This window comes from Microvirga sp. 2YAF29 (genome assembly GCF_052114605.1).
In the GTDB taxonomy this organism is placed as follows: Bacteria; Pseudomonadota; Alphaproteobacteria; order Rhizobiales; family Beijerinckiaceae; genus Microvirga.
The window spans coordinates 122,471-140,198 of the sequence record NZ_JBFRFB010000008.1 but is presented as its reverse complement, the minus strand read 5'-3'; the positions used below and the strand labels follow the sequence as shown (position 1 = coordinate 140,198).

Here is a 17,728-nt window from a genome sequence, read left to right as displayed (position 1 = left end):
TTGTCCTTGTTTCGTAAGGCAAAGCTCCAAAGATTGCCATCGAAACACGGCAGGATGGCTCATATATTCCGGGAAACACCCAGAGGACATCCATGACCGCGACGTCTCAAGCCGCCCCGCCCTTCCACCCTCCCTTCGCGGAAGACGACAAGGCCGTCGCCGCCCGCCTGCTCAGCCGGTCCAGGCTTTCCCCGGAGCGCGAGCGCCGGGTCGATGAGCGCGCCACGCGCCTGATCGAGGCGATTCGCGCCAAGGGCGGCGGCCTCGGCGGCGTCGAGGAGATGCTGCGGGAATATGCGCTCTCCACCAAGGAAGGCTTGGCGCTGATGGTGCTGGCCGAGGCGCTGCTGCGGGTGCCGGATGCCGCCACGGCCGATAAGCTCATCGAGGACAAACTGGGAAGCGCGGATTTCGCGGGCCATAAGTCCAAGTCCGACGCGTTCCTCGTGTCTGCCTCGGCATGGGCGCTCGGCATTACGGCCCGCGTGATCCAGCCCGGCGAGACGCCGGAGAGCATTCTGGGCCAGCTCACCAAGCGCCTCGGCCTGCCGACCGTGCGCACGGCGACGCGTCAAGCCATGCGCGTGATGGGCAATCACTTCGTGCTCGGACAGACCATCGAGGACGCGCTGAAGCGCGCCGGCTCCGCCAAGGGCCGCGTCTATCGCTATTCCTTCGACATGCTGGGCGAAGGCGCGCGTACGGCGGATGACGCCCGCCGCTATTACGATTCCTACGCCGCCGCCATCGATGCCATCGGCCGCTCCGCCGGCAACGAACCGCTGCCGAACCGCCCCGGCATTTCGGTGAAGCTGTCGGCGCTGCATCCGCGGTATGAAGCGACGAGCCGCGAGCGCGTGATGCGCGAACTCGTTCCGCTGACCATCGAGCTGGCGCGCAAGGCGAAATCCTACGACCTCAACTTCACCATCGACGCGGAAGAAGCGGACCGGCTCGAACTCTCCCTCAACGTGATCGAAGCCGTGATCGCGGATCCGTCGCTTGCCGATTGGAAAGGTTTTGGCCTCGCCATTCAGGCCTATCAGAAACGCGCGGGCTCGGTGATCGATGCGATTGCCGCCATGGCCGAGAAGTACGATCGCCAGATGATGGTGCGTCTCGTGAAGGGCGCCTATTGGGACACGGAAGTGAAGCGCGCGCAGGAGCGCGGCCTCGACGATTATCCGGTCTTCACCCGCAAGGCGATGACGGACCTGCATTACGTCGCCTGCGCCGAGAAGATGCTGGCGCTTCGCCCGCGCATCTACCCGCAATTCGCCACCCACAACGCGCTCACCGTCGCCTCGATCATCGAGCGCGCGGGCGGCACGGAGGGCTACGAGTTCCAGCGCCTGCACGGCATGGGCGAAGCGCTCTATACGCGCCTGCTCGAAGACAATCCGGGACTTGCCTGCCGCGCCTATGCGCCGGTCGGCGGCCACCGCGATCTTCTTGCCTATCTCGTGCGTCGTCTGCTCGAGAACGGCGCGAACTCCTCCTTCGTGTCCGTGGCGGCGGATACCGATGTTCCGGTGCAAGCGCTTCTCAAGCGCCCTGCGGACATCATCGTCTCCGCCGATCAGGCGCGCCATCCCAAGCTTCCTCTGCCGCGCGATCTCTACGGTCCAGGACGCGCCAATTCGCAGGGGGTCGAGTTCGGCCATCGCGATTCGCTCGAAGTATTGCTGGCGGAAATCAGGACGGCCTCACAGAAAAGCTTCAAGGCCGAGCCGCTGATCGACGGCAAGGCTGCGAGTGGCGAAATCCGTTCCGTCGTCAGCCCCATCGACGGCACGACGATTGCAGGCCATGTGACGGAAGCATCTCCGGACACAGCGGACCGTGCCATAGCGGCTGCTCTAAAGGGCTTTAGCGCCTGGAGCCGCACGGATGCGGATGTGCGAGCAAAGGCGCTTCTGCGCGCCGCCGATCTGCTGGAGGAACGCCGCGGGGCGCTGCTGCACCTGCTGCAGGTGGAAGCGGGCAAGACGCTCGACGACGCGCTCTCGGAAGTGCGCGAGGCAGTCGATTTCTGCCGTTACTACGCCGTGCAGGGGCGCACCCTCTTCGGCTCCGGCGAGCCGATGCCGGGACCGACGGGCGAGAGCAACGTGCTGCGCCTGCGCGGACGCGGCGTGTTCGTGGCGATCTCGCCGTGGAACTTCCCCCTCGCCATCTTCCTCGGCCAGGTGAGCGCAGCCCTCATGGCCGGCAACACGGTAGTGGCGAAGCCCGCCGAGCAGACGCCGCTGATCGCCGACATGGTCGTGCGCATCCTGCATGAGGCGGGCGTTGCGAAGACAGCGCTTCATCTCGTACCCGGCGACGGACGCGTCGGCGCGTGCCTTGTCGAGCACAAGAATGTAGGCGGCGTTGTCTTCACCGGCTCCACGGAAGTGGCGCGCATCATCAACCGGACCCTCGCGAATAAGGACGCGGCCATCGTCCCGCTGATCGCGGAAACGGGTGGCATCAACGCCATGATCGTGGACGCAACCGCCTTGCCCGAGCAGGTGGCCGACGACGTGGTGATGTCCGCCTTCCGCTCGGCCGGCCAGCGCTGCTCGGCGCTTCGTCTTCTCTGCGTGCAGGAGGATGTGGCCGACCGTATGATCGAGATGATCGCGGGCAATGCGAAGGAACTGAAGATCGCCGACCCGCGCGAGATCTCGACCCATGTGGGCCCTGTGATCGACCGCGAGGCGAAGGACAAGCTGGACGCGCATATCGCGAACATGAAGAACCAGGCGAAGGTGCATTACGCGGGCGATGCGCCTGCAACCGGCACCTATGTGGCGCCGCATATCTTCGAGTTGAACAAGCCGCACGATCTCGCACAGGAGGTCTTCGGCCCGGTGTTGCACGTGGTGCGCTACAAGGCGGGCCGTTTGAACGAGGTGATCGAAGCCATTGAGGGTTCAGGCTATGGCCTGACGCTCGGCGTGCATTCGCGCATCGACACCACCGTGAGCCGCATCGTCGATGCGCTGTCCGTCGGCAACGTCTATGTGAACCGCAACATGATCGGCGCCGTCGTCGGTGTGCAGCCCTTCGGCGGCCACGGCCTCTCCGGCACCGGCCCGAAGGCCGGCGGCCCGCACTATCTGCTGCGTTTCGCGACAGAACAGACGGTGACGATCAACACGGCGGCCGCAGGCGGCAACGCCAGTCTGATCGCGATGGGTGAGTGAGCGCCCGCTTTTACTTTCCTATCTTGCAGCACATCATGGCCGGGCTCGTTCCGGCCATTTTTCTTCGCACGATCCCCAACACAGACCTACTCAGAGTCTGGCCCATAAAGGATGGAGCGCGTGCTTCCCTCCCCCTTGCGGGGAGGGATTGAGGGTGGGGGTCGGAAAGTCGGAGCTCTCAGCAACCTCCATAAATTGTCGCCGTTCCTACAGTGCCTCCATGGGGCTGCCGCTCACCCGGGCGCACCACCCCCACCCCTGCCCCTCCCCGCAAGGGGGAGGGAAAGAACCGTCAGCGCTTGATGAACCAGACTCTCAGGATGAGGGTAGAGAGATGGAGAGCGAGCAAGACAAGGATTGCGCTGGCGTCGGGAATTCTATTGCCCGTTCGCAAAACGGAATTCCCGCACCTTCTCCCAGGGACCACCGCGATACCACCAGAGATCCAATCCCGTTCCGACCACTGAAAACGGCTCGAAGGGTTCCGACAGCGTCGTCAACAGCGCTCGCGCGGCGACCGGCTCCACATTGTTCTGAATGGTGACATGCGGCTGATGCTTTTGCCGGTCCTGCGGCGTAAGCCATTGGGCCCATTCGGCGGCGAGATCGCGTCTCAGTTCGGCCAGTTCCTGCGATTGGAGCGAATAGGCGACGCCTCGCCCAAGGGAGCGAAGCCCGGTGACACTGAGCGAGAAGCTGTTCCGGGCAGCAATCGTCGTTTCGACCGTGTCCTCAATCTTGCCCGGATGAGCGCCGGGCAGATGGTGAAACAGCGTCAGATGCGCGGGTATGAAGTTCCGCGCGGGCGGAAAGTAACGCCGTCTCTGCTCGTCGAAGAATGCGAAGGAACGCTCGTCGAGAGCGAGCGTGAGGATCAAGGGTGCCGCATCTGCCATGAAAAGAAAAACCCGGCCGGAGCCGGGTGGTTTCAGATCAGTAGGTCAGCGCCTCTTTGGCCTCACGCAGCTGCGCGATGGCGGATTCGGCGGCTTGCCTTGCGGCGGGATCGGTTGTGGCGTCCCAGACCATCTCCGCCTGCAGGATTTCCCGGTCGAGAATCTCGTGGGTCAGCTCCTCGGCGGGAAGAGCGCGCTCGGCGAGAACCGTCAGGCCGGTCTGGTTGATATCGGCGAAGCCGCCGCGCACGAGAACGCGGCTGCCGTTGCCGGAGCCGTTCCCGACAATGAGGAAGCCGGTCTTGAGGGTCGTCATCATCGGCGCATGGCCGGCGAGAACCGTCATGTCGCCTTCGCTCGCGGGCAGAACCACCGCATCGACGGCGCCGGAGAACAGCACGCGCTCGGGAGAGACGAGTTCGAAATTGAAGGTGGCCATTTGAGCTTCTCGTCAGCAGACCACTTGTTGAAGGCGGTCTGGAATCGGTGGAGACAGGCTGGATAGAGCAATCCCGAGGCGTGCGGACACGCCCCTGGATGAGCTCAAGTTCAATTAGGCAGCCTCAGCCGCGAGGCGCTGGGCCTTCTCGACGGCTTCCTCGATGGTGCCGACCATGTAGAAGGCAGCCTCAGGGAGGTGGTCGTACTGGCCGTCGACCAAACCCTTGAAGCCCTTGATGGTGTCTTCGAGCGACACGAGCTTGCCGGGCGAGCCGGTGAACACTTCAGCCACGTGGAACGGCTGCGAGAGGAAGCGCTCGATCTTGCGGGCGCGGGCCACGGTGAGCTTGTCCTCTTCGGAGAGCTCGTCCATGCCCAGGATCGCGATGATGTCCTGGAGCGCCTTGTAGCGCTGCAGCACCTGCTGAACCTGGCGGGCGGTGTTGTAGTGCTCCTCACCGACGATTGCCGCGGACAGCATGCGCGAGGTCGAGTCGAGCGGGTCCACGGCCGGGTAGATGCCCTTCTCGGCGATCGAACGCGACAGAACGGTCGTGGCGTCGAGGTGGGCGAAGGAGGTGGCAGGCGCCGGGTCGGTCAGGTCGTCGGCCGGCACGTAAATGGCCTGCACCGAGGTGATCGAACCCTTGGTGGTGGTGGTGATGCGCTCCTGCAGGGCGCCCATGTCGGTCGACAGGGTCGGCTGATAGCCCACGGCCGAAGGAATACGGCCGAGAAGCGCCGACACCTCGGAGCCTGCCTGGGTGAAGCGGAAGATGTTGTCCACGAAGAACAGCACGTCCTGGCCCTGGTCGCGGAAGTTTTCAGCAACCGTCAGACCGGTCAGAGCGACGCGGGCGCGGGCGCCCGGGGGCTCGTTCATCTGGCCGTACACGAGGGCGCACTTGGAGCCGGCGGCGGAACCATTGTTCTCGGCCGGATTCACGTTCACCTTCGACTCGATCATCTCGTGATAGAGGTCGTTGCCTTCGCGGGTGCGCTCACCGACGCCGGCGAACACGGAATAACCGCCGTGCGCCTTCGCGACGTTGTTGATGAGCTCCATGATGAGAACGGTCTTGCCGACGCCTGCGCCGCCGAAGAGGCCGATCTTACCGCCCTTGGCGTAGGGAGCGAGCAGGTCGACGACCTTGATGCCCGTGACGAGGATCTGGCCCTCGGTGGACTGCTCGGCGTAGGACGGAGCCGGCTGGTGGATGGCGCGGGTGCTTTCGCCCACGATCGGGCCGGCCTCGTCCACCGGCTCGCCGATGACGTTCATGATGCGGCCGAGGGTGGCGGCACCCACCGGAACCGAGATCGGTGCGCCGGTGTCGGTGACGGGCTGGCCGCGCACCAGACCCTCGGAGGTGTCCATGGCGATGCAGCGCACGGTGTTTTCGCCGAGCTGCTGCGAGACTTCGAGCACCAGGCGATTGCCGCCGTTGGTGGTCTCGAGAGCATTCAGGATCTCCGGCAGCTCGCCTTCGAACTTCACGTCGACGACGGCGCCGATGACCTGCGTGATGTGACCGACATTCTTGCCGGCAGTAGCGGTGTTAGCCATGTGAGGCTCCTCTCGGATTCGTCAGAGCGCCTCGGCGCCCGAAATAATTTCGATCAGTTCCTTGGTGATCATCGCCTGACGCGACCGGTTGTAGGTCTGCGTCTGCTTCTTGATCATTTCGCCCGCGTTGCGGGTCGCGTTGTCCATGGCGCTCATGCGCGCGCCCTGTTCGGAAGCGGCATTTTCCAGGAGAGCGCGGAAGATCTGCACGGTCAGGTTCCGCGGCAGCAGGGCGGCGAGGAGTTCGCCTTCCTCGGGCTCGTACTCGTAGACCGCATCCGAGGATGTGCCGGTCGCCTCGATCTGAGCCGGGATGATCTGCTGCGCCGTCGGGATCTGGGCGATCACCGAGCGGTAGCGCGAGTAGAACAGCGTCGCCACATCGAACTCGCCAGCTTCGAAGAGGCCGAGCACCTTTTGAGCGATCTGATCCGCCTGCTCGAAGCCCATCTGGCGCACGGAGCGCAGATCGACCAGATCGATGATCTGTTCGGCGAACTGGCGACGAAGAATATCGTAGCCCTTCTTGCCGACGCAGATGATCTTGATCGTCTTGCCTTCCGCCAGCAGGCGGTTGGCATGCTCGCGAGCAAGACGCGAGATGGAGGAGTTGAACGCGCCGCACAGGCCGCGCTCGGCCGTGCAGACGATCAGCAGATGAACCTGATCCCTACCGGTTCCGGCAAGCAGGCGCGGCGTCTCGGGCCCGACAGTGATGCCGGACGCGAGGTTGCCGAGCACCACGGCCATGCGCTCCGCATAGGGACGCGCAGCCTCTGCGGCAGTCTGCGCGCGGCGCAGCTTCGCGGAGGCCACCATCTGCATGGCCTTGGTGATCTTCTGCGTCGCCTTCACGGAGGCGATGCGGTTACGAAGGTCTTTCAAGCTCGGCATCGAGCAGCCCTACCTCTCCGGTATTCCGGTTCGATCTTACGAGAAAGAATCTTACGAGAAAGACTTGGCGAAGTTGACGACAATGTCCTTCAGCTTCGCTTCGGAGTCGCTCGACAGGTCCTTGGAAGCGCGGATGGCCTCAAGGAGATCAACGTGCTTACCGCGCAGGAGCGAGAGAAGACCGTCCTCGAAAGCGCGCACGCGGTTGAGCGGCAGGTTGTCGAGGTAGCCGTTCACGCCGGCGTAGATCACGGCGACCTGCTCTTCCATCTTCAGCGGCGAGAACTGCGGCTGCTTCAGGAGTTCGGTCAGGCGCGAGCCGCGGTTCAGCAGGCGCTGCGTGGTGGCATCGAGGTCGGAACCGAACTGAGCGAAGGCCGCCATCTCGCGGTACTGCGCCAGCTCGCCCTTGATCTTGCCCGCGACCTTCTTCATCGCCTTCGTCTGGGCTGCGGAGCCCACGCGCGACACGGAGAGGCCGACGTTCACCGCCGGGCGGATGCCCTGGTAGAACAGATCAGTCTCAAGGAAGATCTGGCCGTCGGTGATGGAGATCACGTTGGTCGGGATGTAGGCAGACACGTCGTTGGCCTGCGTCTCGATGACCGGCAAAGCGGTAAGCGAGCCCGCGCCCTGGCCGTCGTTGAGCTTCGCGGCGCGCTCCAGAAGGCGGGAGTGCAGGTAGAACACGTCGCCGGGGTAAGCCTCGCGGCCCGGAGGACGGCGGAGCAGGAGCGACATCTGACGGTAAGCGACGGCCTGCTTGGACAGGTCGTCATACACGATCACGGCATGCATGCCGTTGTCGCGGAAGTACTCGCCCATGGCGCAGCCCGAGAAGGGCGCCAGGAACTGCATCGGAGCCGGGTCCGACGCGGTGGCGGCGATGATGATGGAGTATTCCAGCGCGCCGTTCTCTTCGAGAACCTTCACGAACTGGGCGACCGTCGAGCGCTTCTGGCCGATGGCGACGTAGACGCAGTACAGCTTCTGCGATTCGTCGTCGCCCTGGTTCAGCGGCTTCTGGTTCAGGATCGTGTCGAGGGCGATGGCGGTCTTGCCGGTCTGGCGGTCGCCGATGATCAGCTCGCGCTGGCCGCGGCCGACCGGGATGAGGGCGTCGATGGACTTCAGGCCCGTCGCCATCGGCTCATGCACCGACTTGCGCGGAATGATGCCCGGGGCCTTCACGTCCACGCGGCGACGCTCGGTCGACACGATGGGGCCCTTACCGTCGATGGGGTTGCCGAGCGCGTCGACGACGCGGCCGAGCAGGCCCTTGCCGACAGGAACGTCCACGATGGCGCCCGTGCGCTTCACGGTCTGGCCCTCGGCGATGTCACGGTCGGAACCGAAGATCACGACGCCGACGTTGTCGGTCTCGAGGTTGAGGGCCATGCCCTGCACGCCCGACTCGAACTGCACCATTTCACCGGCCTGGACATTGTCGAGGCCGTAGCAACGGGCAATGCCGTCGCCGACGGACAGGACCTGACCGACTTCGGTGACTTCAGCCTCGGTGCCGAAGTTCTTGATCTGCTCTTTGAGGATCGCGGAGATCTCAGCGGCTCGAATGTCCATCAGTGGACCTCTTTCATCGCTAGACGAATGGAATTGAGTTTAGTGCGCACCGAGGCATCCACCATGCGGGAACCCATCTTCACGATGAGGCCGCCGATGAGGCTCGGGTCGATTTTGACGTCGACAGCGACGTCAGCCTTGGCGACGTCGCGCAGCGCCGCCTTGATTTCGTTGAGAACGGTGTCCGACGGCGTTTCCGCCAGGGTCACCTGGGCCCGGACGATGCCCTTCGCGTTGGACACGAGGTCCTGATACGCGCGGATCATGTCGGGAAGAGCGAAGAGGCGGCGCTTGGAGGCCACGAGACGGATGAAGTTGCCCGTCAGGCCGGAAATGCCGGCCTTGTTGAGGAGGGCATCCGTCGCCCGGGACTGCTCTTCAGCCGTAAAAATCGGGTTGCGGATCAGACGCTGCAGGTCTTCGCTGCCGCGGATCAGCTGGTCGAAGCGGCCGAGGTCGCCGGAAACGGCATCCACGGCATTCGCTTCCCGAGCGAGTTCGAACAGCGCCGAAGCGTAGCGCAACGCTACGCCCGACAGGAGGGGTCCTTCTTGGGAGCCGCTTTGCGCCACGTAATCGTCTCTCTCAAGTTACAGGTTTCGAACCGGGGAAGCTTGGAGCTCTCGGGAAACCCGTCAGGTCGATGGAAGTGAGTCTGAAGCGGGACCGTCTCCGCCCTCAGACGCGGCTGGACTAGCATGGGTTTTTCCGGGGCGCAAGGCGAGCAGGGCCAAGGGATGCCCGGAAAAGCGAGGTTCCGGCTTCAGGATGTAAAGACTCAGAGCTCCAGAACGGCGACTTCACAATTGGCCAGATACTGCCCGACCAGCTGATTGAAGAACATGCCGTGCCCCACGACCGCGATCATCTGCTCGGGCCGCGACTGAAGCCAGCCGCGGAATTCCTCGACCCGACCCTCGAAAATGTGACCGGGCTCGCAGATGAATCCTCTCGGGTCCTGTTCACCCTCGTTGTGCCACCAGACCTCGTTCAGGTGGTCGAAGGCAAGGTGCGGAAACTCCTGCAGCAGTAAGGACGGAGCCCGCCCCACATCGCAGCTGCTCCCCAGATGCTCCCGGTGAAGGCACTCCACATGGATCGGCGGCCTGGCTGGATGCTCGCCGAAAAGCTCCAAGGTCGTCTGGATCGCCCGGGTCAGCGGCGACGTCACGATCAGTTCATAGGAATATTGCCTGAGCTCGAGGGCCCGCTCCGCCGCCTGCCTGTGGCCAAGCTCGGTGAGAGGCGCATCGAAATGCAACGGATCCTCGCCGGTCTCGTCGAAACGGGCGTTGAAGGTCGATTGGCCGTGGCGGATGCAGTGGACGATCTTGGGCATGAGGCTCCTCGCGATGGCCGTTATCGATCACAAAATCGCGTTCGGGTCGACCCATTCGGATAGTTTGAGGCCTTTTGTGCCGTTCCGCACTTGAGAATCCGTGAGAGAATTACATTCTCCCTTGGGTTCAGTCCGGGAACACGCCCATGCGCTTGTTCGCTACCCTTGCTCTCATTGCGGCGGCCGTCTTCTGGAGCCATCCGTTCCTGCCTGCGGAACCAGTAAAGGCCTTCCTTGGCTGGACCATGCCGTTGCAGAAGAGCACAAACCCTCCCGCTGTCGTTCATGCCCCGGCTCAGAATGGAAGGCCGGCCAAAGAGACCGTCATGTCCAGCGCTAAAGAAAGCTCTGAGGATCCACATCGATAGACATGCGGGTATTACCCCTCGTCTTGGGACAGCGCGACATCCATTCCCTTAAGTAAGCTTGGAGGTCGACCTCCCGCTCCGTCTTCACGAGCAGCCGGAACCGGTAGCGCCCACGGATCAGGGCAAGCGGCGCCTCGGCGGGGCCGAGCACCGTGACGCCGGGCAGCGGCTCGGCAACCAGAGCCATGGCACGGGCATGGGCCTCGGCCGCCTCCCGCTCTTCCGCCGAGACGATGAGCGAGGCCAGACGCCCGAATGGCGGCAGGCCCGCCATTTCGCGCACCCGGGTCTCCTCCTCGTAGAAGCGCTCGGCGTTCCCTGAGACCAGAGCCGCGATGACCGGATGGTCCGGCTGCCAGGTCTGGACCAGGGCACGGCCCGGCTTCTCGCCGCGGCCGGCGCGGCCCGTGACCTGCTGGAGCATCTGGAAGGTGCGCTCGGCGGCCCTTGGGTCGCCCGAGGTCAGGCCGATATCGGCGTCCAGCACGCCGACGAGCGTGAGGAGCGGGAAATTGTGGCCCTTGGCGACGAGCTGGGTGCCGATGACGATATCGACCTCGCCTGCCGCAATCGCCGCGAGTTCCGTGCGCAGCCGCTCGGTGCCGCCGGGAAAATCGCTGGAGAGCACGATGACGCGCTTGTCGGGGAAGAGCTGCACCACCTCCTCGGCGATTCGCTCCACGCCCGGACCGCAGGGCACCAGCGAATCGATGCTGCCGCATTCCACGCAGGCCTGCGGGGTGCGCTCCACATGCCCGCAATGGTGGCAGACAAGGGAGCGCCGGAAGCGGTGCTCCACGAGCCAGGTCGAGCAGTTCGGGCATTCATAGCGATGGGCGCAGGCCCGGCAGAGGGTGAGCGGCGCATAGCCCCGCCGGTTGAGGAAGAGAAGCGCCTGCTCCCCTCGCCCCACCGTTTCCTCGACGGCGCCGACCAGGGCGGGCGAGAGCCAGCGCCCTTTCGGGATCTGCTCGCGCCGCAGGTCGATGGGGCGGATCTGCGGCATGGAACGTCCGCCGAAGCGCTCGGGCAGCTTCACGTAGCGGTAGCGTCCGCGCTCCACATTGACCCGGCTTTCGATGGACGGCGTGGCAGAGGCCAGCACCACCATGGCGTTCTCGATCTTGCCCCGCACGACCGCCATGTCGCGGGCATGGTAATGCACGCCGTCATCCTGCTTGTAGGCCGTCTCATGCTCCTCATCGACGACGATGAGGCCGAGATCCGCATAGGGCAGGAACAAGGCCGAGCGCGCACCCGCGATGACCTTCACTTCGCCGGACGCGATAGCCGCATAGAGCCGCTCGCGCTTGCGGCCCGTGACACCGGAATGCCAGGTGGCGGGCTTCACGCCGAAGCGGGCCGCGAATCGGTCGAGGAACTGTGCGGTGAGCGCGATTTCGGGCATGAGGATCAGGGCCTGTCGCCCCTGTTTCACGGCCTCGGCCACCGCCTCGAAATACACTTCCGTCTTGCCGGAACCGGTGACGCCTTCGAGCAGGATCACCGGAGGATGCTCCGCCTTCATGGCAGAAACCACATCATTGGCGGCATCGCGCTGCCCATCCGAGAGCTGCGTCTCGCCGAAATCGGGCTTCGGGAGCTCCGCCACGGGCTCCTGCAGCAGCGCTACGGTTTCAAGCGTGCCGTCGTCGATCAAGCCATCGATGACGCCGTTGCTGACGCCTGCCGCGTGAGCCAGTTCACTCTTGAGCCGCAGGACACCATCCTGCGCCGCCTCGATCACCTTCTGGCGCGCGGGCGTCATGCGCTTGGGCCGGTTCTCGGTGAGCCTGACGCCGACGCGCACGACTTCGCTGCGGTCTGGATCGGGAAATTTCAGGCCCATGGCGAGCGCCGAGCCCTTGGGCGCCAGGGTGTACCAGGCCACCCAATCCAGGAACTTACGCATGTTGGGCGAGAGATTCGGACCCCCGATGACGCCCGTCACCTTCTTGAAATTCGCGCCCTGCCCTTCGCGCAGCGACCAGACGACGCCCGCCACCTCACGGGTCGCGAGCGGCACCTGCACCACATCGCCCTCTTCGAGGCTGAGGCCATCCGGCACGGCATAGGAATAGGCCGTGTCCAGCGCCAGCGGGATGAGGACATCGGCGATCTTGGAAGCCATCAGGGAGCGAGTATGTCCATGGAGTGCATGAAACGCTTAGACCCGATTTTCCCGCTCGAATGCAAGCATGGTCCAGCGGACATCCTGACGCCCGAGCCTGTCATCGTATTCGTAGCGTCTCAGGAGCACGAGTCCGGCTTCTGAAGCGGCAGCGGTCAGCGGGTCGATAGGGATATGAAACATGCGGCGTCCAAGAGGCACAGGCCCCTTTCTCACCGTGATGAACAATCGCCCATCCGGCGTGAGAAGATGCGCGACACGCGGCAGCGCCCTCGCCCGCTCCTCCTCGTCGAGATGCATCCACACAGCGGTCATGATGATGAGATCGAAACGGGTTTCGCCCGCATGAAGCCGCGCAAGATCCGGCAAGGCATCGTCGATCCAGGTGATCGCGGGATCGGGATGAAGGCGCTGGGCGTGAGCGCGCAGCTCCGCCGTCGGCTCCGCGGCGTGGACGAGAAATCCGCGCCTCGCCAGAGCCGCCGCATCGCGGCCCGTGCCGGCGCCGATATCGAGGGCGCGTCCGCCTTGCGGCAGGATATCGAGGACAGGAGTATAAATATCCTCGAAGGAGATGCTCTCATAGGACGAGACCAGGGAATCCGCTTCCTCGGCATAGCCTGCATTGCTTGGCATCTTCGTGTCGGAACTCACTTCATCCCCCTTGGCATCGTCTCACGGCGGTCAATGTTATCCTATTGATAGCGTTGTCCTGAGACTTCATCTTTTGGCAAGATCGGGAGCAGATAGTGCCCCTGTGATGAACGCGAAAGACCAAGCATCAGCCCTCGATCTCGCCCTCCCCGGCGCTGAGGATGCCCGCCGGGAGGTGATGGCGTGGCTCCAATCACTCGCCAAGGAGCGCCGGCTCTCGCCGAAGACCGTGGAGGCCTATGCCCGCGACATCCGGCAGTTCCTCGCGTTCCTGACCGAGCATCTCGGTGAGAGCCCGACGATCAAGGGCGTGCTGGGATTGAAGCCCCTCGATATCCGCTCGTTCCTGGCCGCGCGCCGCATGAATTCCGTGGGAAGCCGCTCGCTGATGCGCCAGCTCGCGGCGTTGCGCTCCTTTGCCCGGCATCTCGAACGGGAAGGTTTCGGCACGGCCTCGGCTTTTGCGGCGATTCGCACGCCGAAGGTGGAGAAGAACCTGCCGCGTCCCCTCTCCGCCTCCTCCGCCGTTGCGGTGACGGACAAGGAGACGCGAGCATCGGAAGACCGCAAGCCCTGGATCCTCGCCCGCGATGCCGCCGTGCTCTCGCTGCTCTACGGCGCAGGCCTGCGCATCTCCGAGGCGCTTGGCCTCCAGCGGCGCGATGCGCCCATCAGCGGAACCGATTCGATCACGGTCACCGGCAAGGGCGGCAAGATGCGCAGCGTTCCCGTGATCCCGGCCATCCAGCGGGCGGTGGAGGAATACCTGCATCTGTGCCCTTATGCGATTGCGCCGGAGGGGCCGCTCTTCGTTGGCGCACGCGGCGGGCCGCTCTCGCCGCGCATCATCCAACTCGCCGTCGAGGAACTGCGCGGCGCGCTCGGCCTGCCGGACAGCGCCACGCCCCATGCCCTGCGCCATTCCTTCGCCACGCATCTGTTGGCCAAGGGCGGCGACCTGCGCGGCATTCAGGAACTGCTCGGCCATGCTTCGCTCTCGACGACACAGCTTTACACGAAGGTGGATGCTGCGCGGTTGATGGATGCCTTCAATGCAGCGCATCCGAGGGCGCGGGTGAAGTAAACACCCAGCTGCCATTCCAAAATCATCAGCAGGACGAAGTGCTTGAAACTACCCTGTCATTCCCGCGAAGGCGGGAACCCATAAGCACCCTGGGCGCAGGATGAAGCGAGCGGATGCCATGACACTCTTCTTGGCGCCGTCGCGGTTCTGGATCCCCGCCTACGCGGGGATGACAGCTTCACTCCGCAGCCACAACCGCTTCAGCCAGCAATTGCCGCGCGGCAGGACCGATGTCGCCTTTGGTCCAGTGCGGACGGCAGACGGAGACGTAGCGGTTCTCGCCGCCGATCTCGACGACAGGGCCTGAGCGCACGGCCTCCCCATTAGGATCGAACTTCAGGATCATCGTGGCCTTACGGCCGCAATGGCAGAGTTGCTTGATCTCCTGAAAATCCTCGGCCAGCGCCATGATCGTCGCGATGGCGTCGCTGAACAGCGTCCCATAGACGTTGTTCTTCAGCCCATAGGCCATGACGGGGATTTTCAGCTCGTCCACGATCCAGGCCAGCTGACGGACCTGATCGGCCGTCATGAACTGAACCTCGTCGATCAGGACGACCGTCACCTTCTTCCGGGCATGCTCAGCCGCAACGAAGGCCGCGATGTCCTCGTCCTTCTTCAGCGGGATCGCATCGGCCTCGAGGCCGATGCGGGACTTCACTTTACCGACGCCGAAACGGTCGTCGATCAAGCTCGTGAACAGCAGCACATGACCGCCGTTTTCGACATAGTTGTAACGAACCTGCAGGAGATGGGTCGTCTTGCCTGCGTTCATGACCGAGTGGATGAAGTGAAGCTTTGCCATGAATCCATATTACATATGGATGGCGCGCTTCTCCACCGCCAAGGCTGCTTCCTTCACAGCTTCCGCAAGTGTCGGATGCGCATGGCAGGTGCGGGCCATGTCTTCGGACGAACCGCCGAATTCCATGGTGATCGCCGCCTCGTGGATGAGGTTGCCGGCTTCCGGGCCAATGATGTGGACGCCAAGCACCTTGTCGGTGGTGGCATCGGCCAGGATCTTCACGAAACCGTCCGTGGTGCGGTTCACCTTGGCGCGACCGTTCGCTGTGAAGGGGAACTTGCCGACATTGTAGGCGATGCCCGCGGCTTTCAGCTCTTCTTCCGTTTTGCCGACGGAAGCGACCTCGGGGAACGTGTAGACCACGCTCGGAATCACGTCGTAATTCACATGGCCCGCCTTGCCGGCAAGGATCTCGGCAACCGCCACACCCTCGTCCTCGGCCTTATGCGCGAGCATGGGGCCCGCGATCACGTCGCCGATGGCGTAGATGCCGGTGACGTTCGTCGCGAAATGCGAGTCGGTCAGAATGCGGCCGCGATTGTCCTTCTGCACGCCGAGCTCGTCGAGGCCGAGACCTTCGGTATAGGGCACACGTCCCACAGCCACGAGAACCACGTCGGCCTCAAGGGTCTCAGCGGCACCGCCTGCGGCGGGCTCGAAGGTGAGCGTTGCGCTTTTGCCGGTGCTCTTCACGCCGGTGACCTTGGCGCCGAGCTTGAACTGGAAGCCCTGTTTGCCGAGGATGCGCTGGAAGTTCTTGGCGACCTCACCGTCCATGCCGGGCAGGATGCGGTCGAGATATTCGATCACGGTCACTTCCGAGCCGAGGCGACGCCACACGGAGCCGAGCTCCAGGCCGATCACGCCCGCTCCGATCACCACGAGGCGCTTCGGCACGCTCTCGAGCTCCAAAGCGCCGGTGGAGGACACCACGACCTTCTCGTCGATCTCGATGCCGGGAAGACGCGTCACGTCCGAACCGGTGGCGATCAGAACGTTCTTCGTCTGCAGGAGTTGGTTGGAACCGTCCTCAGCCTTCACCTCGACCTGGCCAACGCCTGCGATGCGGGCAGTGCCGATGAAGGCATCGATCTTGTTCTTCTTGAGCAGGAACTCGACGCCCTTGGTGTTGCCGTCGACGCCTTCCTGCTTGAAGGACTGCATGGTCTTCAGATTGAGCTTAGGCGCGGAGACGCCGATGCCGAGACCGGCGAAGTGATCGCGCGCATCCTCGAACATGTGCGAGGCGTGCAGCAAGGCCTTCGACGGAATGCAGCCCACGTTGAGGCAGGTGCCGCCATGGGTCTTGCGCTTTTCCACGACAGCGGTCTTGAGGCCAAGCTGCGCGGCGCGGATAGCGGCCACGTAGCCGCCGGGGCCGGTGCCGATGACGATGAGATCGTAGGACATTGATTTACCCCTGTTTCGTCATCACCAGGCTTGTCCCGGTGATCCCGATGCCGTGACGCGTAGCGCCTCTCTTATCGAGATGGCCGGGACAAGCCCGGCCATGACAGTCACGTTGAGAATTACAAATCGAGAACCAGACGGGCCGGATCTTCCAGCGCGTCCTTGACGCGCACGAGGAAGGTCACGGCTTCCTTGCCGTCGACGATGCGGTGATCGTAGGACAGCGCGAGGTACATCATCGGGCGCACGACCACCTGGCCGTTGCGGACCACCGGGCGCTCCTCGATGCGGTGCATGCCGAGAATGCCCGATTGCGGCGCGTTGAGGATCGGCGTCGACATGAGCGAACCGTAAATGCCGCCATTGGTGATGGTGAAGGTGCCACCCTGCATCTCGTCGATGCCGAGCTTGCCGTCACGAGCACGCTTGCCGAAATCGGCGATGGTCTTCTCGATGCCGGCGATCGAAAGGTTGTCCGCATCGCGCACCACGGGAACCACGAGGCCCTTCTCGGTGCCGACGGCGACGCCGATGTGGTAATAGTTCTTGTAGACGAGATCCTGCCCGTCGATCTCGGCGTTCACCGCCGGGATGTCCTTCAGCGCCTGGACCACAGCCTTGGTGAAGAAGCCCATGAAGCCGAGCTTCGTGCCGTGCTTCTTCTCGAACACGTCCTTGTACTGGCTGCGGAGCTGCATCACGGCGCTCATGTCCACGTCATTGAACGTGGTGAGCATCGCGGCGGTATTCTGGGCTTCCTTAAGGCGGCGCGCGATAGTCTGGCGCAGCTTCGTCATCTTCACGCGCTCTTCGCGCTCGGCATCGACCGGAGCGGACGGCGCGCGCACCGCAACAGGAGCAGCCGGGGCCGGAGCCGAAGCGCCGCCCGTGGCGATCGCGGCGAGCATGTCACCCTTGGTCACGCGACCGTCCTTACCCGTGCCGCCGACATTGGCCGGGCTCACGCCGCTCTCGGCAGCGAGGCGGGCCACGGCCGGGCCGTTGTCCTTGTTGGCGGCGGGGGCGGCGGCCGGTGCGGACGCGGCGGCGGGCACTGGCGCAGCCTTCGGAGCCTCGGCCTTGGCGGGGGCAGCGGCAGCGCCGCCTTCGACGATGGAGCCGAGCACCGCGCCGGGAGCGACCGTCTCGCCGTCCTTGGCGACGATCTCGCCCAGCGTGCCGCTCGCGGGAGCGTTGACTTCGAGCGTCACCTTGTCGGTTTCGAGCTCGAGCACAGGCTCATCGGCCTTCACGGGATCGCCGGGCTTCTTGAACCAGCGGCCGATGGTAGCCTCTGAAACGGATTCGCCGAGAGTAGGTACGCGGATTTCGGTTGCCATGGTCGTCTTCGGGTCTTTGCGGGGCTC

At 64.2% G+C, this 17,728-nt stretch carries 14 protein-coding genes; 2 read left to right on the top strand and 12 right to left on the bottom strand.

From position 1 onward, the window contains the following. Positions 1-92 precede the first annotated feature (92 nt). A complete protein-coding gene (gene putA / locus AB4Y85_RS12720; RefSeq protein WP_441985268.1) occupies positions 93-3,191 on the top strand; it encodes a bifunctional proline dehydrogenase/L-glutamate gamma-semialdehyde dehydrogenase PutA in 3,099 nt (1,032 codons plus the stop codon). Positions 3,192-3,568: 377 nt separating this feature from the next. Here putA and AB4Y85_RS12715 read toward each other — a convergent pair whose 3' ends face one another. The 9 genes from AB4Y85_RS12715 to AB4Y85_RS12675 all read right to left on the bottom strand — a co-directional run bounded on the left by AB4Y85_RS12715 (position 3,569) and on the right by AB4Y85_RS12675 (position 13,062). After that, positions 3,569-4,087, bottom strand: a complete 519-nt coding sequence (locus AB4Y85_RS12715; protein WP_441985267.1) for a 2'-5' RNA ligase family protein — start codon at positions 4,085-4,087, stop codon at positions 3,569-3,571. Between the two features lie 37 nt (positions 4,088-4,124). After that, positions 4,125-4,526, bottom strand: coding sequence for a F0F1 ATP synthase subunit epsilon (locus AB4Y85_RS12710; protein ID WP_441985266.1), 402 nt, complete (start codon positions 4,524-4,526; stop codon positions 4,125-4,127). A 114-nt stretch (positions 4,527-4,640) separates the two neighbouring features. Then, positions 4,641-6,095, bottom strand: a complete 1,455-nt coding sequence (gene atpD, locus AB4Y85_RS12705; protein ID WP_441985265.1) for a F0F1 ATP synthase subunit beta — start codon at positions 6,093-6,095, stop codon at positions 4,641-4,643. Positions 6,096-6,116: 21 nt separating this feature from the next. Continuing rightward, positions 6,117-6,989, bottom strand: a complete 873-nt coding sequence (locus tag AB4Y85_RS12700; RefSeq protein ID WP_441985264.1) for a F0F1 ATP synthase subunit gamma — start codon at positions 6,987-6,989, stop codon at positions 6,117-6,119. Positions 6,990-7,040: 51 nt separating this feature from the next. Continuing rightward, a complete protein-coding gene (gene atpA / locus AB4Y85_RS12695; RefSeq protein WP_441985263.1) occupies positions 7,041-8,570 on the bottom strand; it encodes a F0F1 ATP synthase subunit alpha in 1,530 nt (509 codons plus the stop codon). Continuing rightward, positions 8,570-9,142 (bottom strand): F0F1 ATP synthase subunit delta, encoded by a 573-nt coding sequence (locus AB4Y85_RS12690; protein ID WP_441985262.1) that lies wholly within the window; start codon positions 9,140-9,142, stop codon positions 8,570-8,572. Before AB4Y85_RS12690 ends, atpA begins: the two co-directional genes overlap by 1 nt. Before the next feature lie 206 nt (positions 9,143-9,348). Beyond that, positions 9,349-9,909, bottom strand: coding sequence for a histidine phosphatase family protein (locus AB4Y85_RS12685; RefSeq protein WP_441985261.1), 561 nt, complete (start codon positions 9,907-9,909; stop codon positions 9,349-9,351). 336 nt (positions 9,910-10,245) lie between these two features. Beyond that, entirely contained in the window at positions 10,246-12,408 is a 2,163-nt protein-coding gene (locus tag AB4Y85_RS12680; protein ID WP_441985260.1) for a primosomal protein N', read from the bottom strand. Between the two features lie 36 nt (positions 12,409-12,444). Continuing rightward, positions 12,445-13,062, bottom strand: a complete 618-nt coding sequence (locus AB4Y85_RS12675; RefSeq protein ID WP_441985259.1) for a class I SAM-dependent methyltransferase — start codon at positions 13,060-13,062, stop codon at positions 12,445-12,447. A 106-nt stretch (positions 13,063-13,168) separates the two neighbouring features. Between AB4Y85_RS12675 and AB4Y85_RS12670 the strand changes: the two genes are divergently transcribed. Then, complete coding sequence (locus AB4Y85_RS12670; RefSeq protein WP_441985258.1) at positions 13,169-14,146, top strand: tyrosine recombinase XerC; 978 nt, start codon at positions 13,169-13,171, stop codon at positions 14,144-14,146. 178 nt (positions 14,147-14,324) lie between these two features. On the opposite strand, the gene AB4Y85_RS12665 is transcribed toward AB4Y85_RS12670, so the two are convergent. The 3 genes from AB4Y85_RS12665 to odhB form a co-directional block, all read right to left on the bottom strand. Beyond that, on the bottom strand, positions 14,325-14,951 hold the full coding sequence (locus tag AB4Y85_RS12665) for a thymidine kinase (protein WP_441985257.1): 627 nt from the start codon (positions 14,949-14,951) through the stop codon (positions 14,325-14,327). Positions 14,952-14,960: 9 nt separating this feature from the next. Beyond that, positions 14,961-16,361, bottom strand: a complete 1,401-nt coding sequence (gene lpdA / locus AB4Y85_RS12660) for a dihydrolipoyl dehydrogenase (RefSeq protein ID WP_441985256.1) — start codon at positions 16,359-16,361, stop codon at positions 14,961-14,963. 119 nt (positions 16,362-16,480) lie between these two features. Continuing rightward, entirely contained in the window at positions 16,481-17,701 is a 1,221-nt protein-coding gene (gene odhB / locus AB4Y85_RS12655; protein WP_441985255.1) for a 2-oxoglutarate dehydrogenase complex dihydrolipoyllysine-residue succinyltransferase, read from the bottom strand. Positions 17,702-17,728: the final 27 nt, after the last annotated feature.

Bases quoted from the DNA above. Each gene is read 5' to 3' on its own strand.
- AB4Y85_RS12665 (WP_441985257.1), bottom strand. From the start codon at position 14,951: ATGGCAAAGCTTCACTTCATCCACTCGGTCATGAACGCAGGCAAGACG.
- odhB (WP_441985255.1), bottom strand. From the start codon at position 17,701: ATGGCAACCGAAATCCGCGTACCTACTCTCGGCGAATCCGTTTCAGAG.
- atpD (WP_441985265.1), bottom strand. From the start codon at position 6,095: ATGGCTAACACCGCTACTGCCGGCAAGAATGTCGGTCACATCACGCAG.
- AB4Y85_RS12670 (WP_441985258.1), top strand. From the start codon at position 13,169: ATGAACGCGAAAGACCAAGCATCAGCCCTCGATCTCGCCCTCCCCGGC.
- AB4Y85_RS12710 (WP_441985266.1), bottom strand. From the start codon at position 4,526: ATGGCCACCTTCAATTTCGAACTCGTCTCTCCCGAGCGCGTGCTGTTC.
- AB4Y85_RS12680 (WP_441985260.1), bottom strand. From the start codon at position 12,408: ATGGCTTCCAAGATCGCCGATGTCCTCATCCCGCTGGCGCTGGACACG.
- putA (WP_441985268.1), top strand. From the start codon at position 93: ATGACCGCGACGTCTCAAGCCGCCCCGCCCTTCCACCCTCCCTTCGCG.
- AB4Y85_RS12715 (WP_441985267.1), bottom strand. From the start codon at position 4,087: ATGGCAGATGCGGCACCCTTGATCCTCACGCTCGCTCTCGACGAGCGT.
- AB4Y85_RS12685 (WP_441985261.1), bottom strand. From the start codon at position 9,909: ATGCCCAAGATCGTCCACTGCATCCGCCACGGCCAATCGACCTTCAAC.
- lpdA (WP_441985256.1), bottom strand. From the start codon at position 16,361: ATGTCCTACGATCTCATCGTCATCGGCACCGGCCCCGGCGGCTACGTG.
- atpA (WP_441985263.1), bottom strand. From the start codon at position 8,570: ATGGACATTCGAGCCGCTGAGATCTCCGCGATCCTCAAAGAGCAGATC.
- AB4Y85_RS12700 (WP_441985264.1), bottom strand. From the start codon at position 6,989: ATGCCGAGCTTGAAAGACCTTCGTAACCGCATCGCCTCCGTGAAGGCG.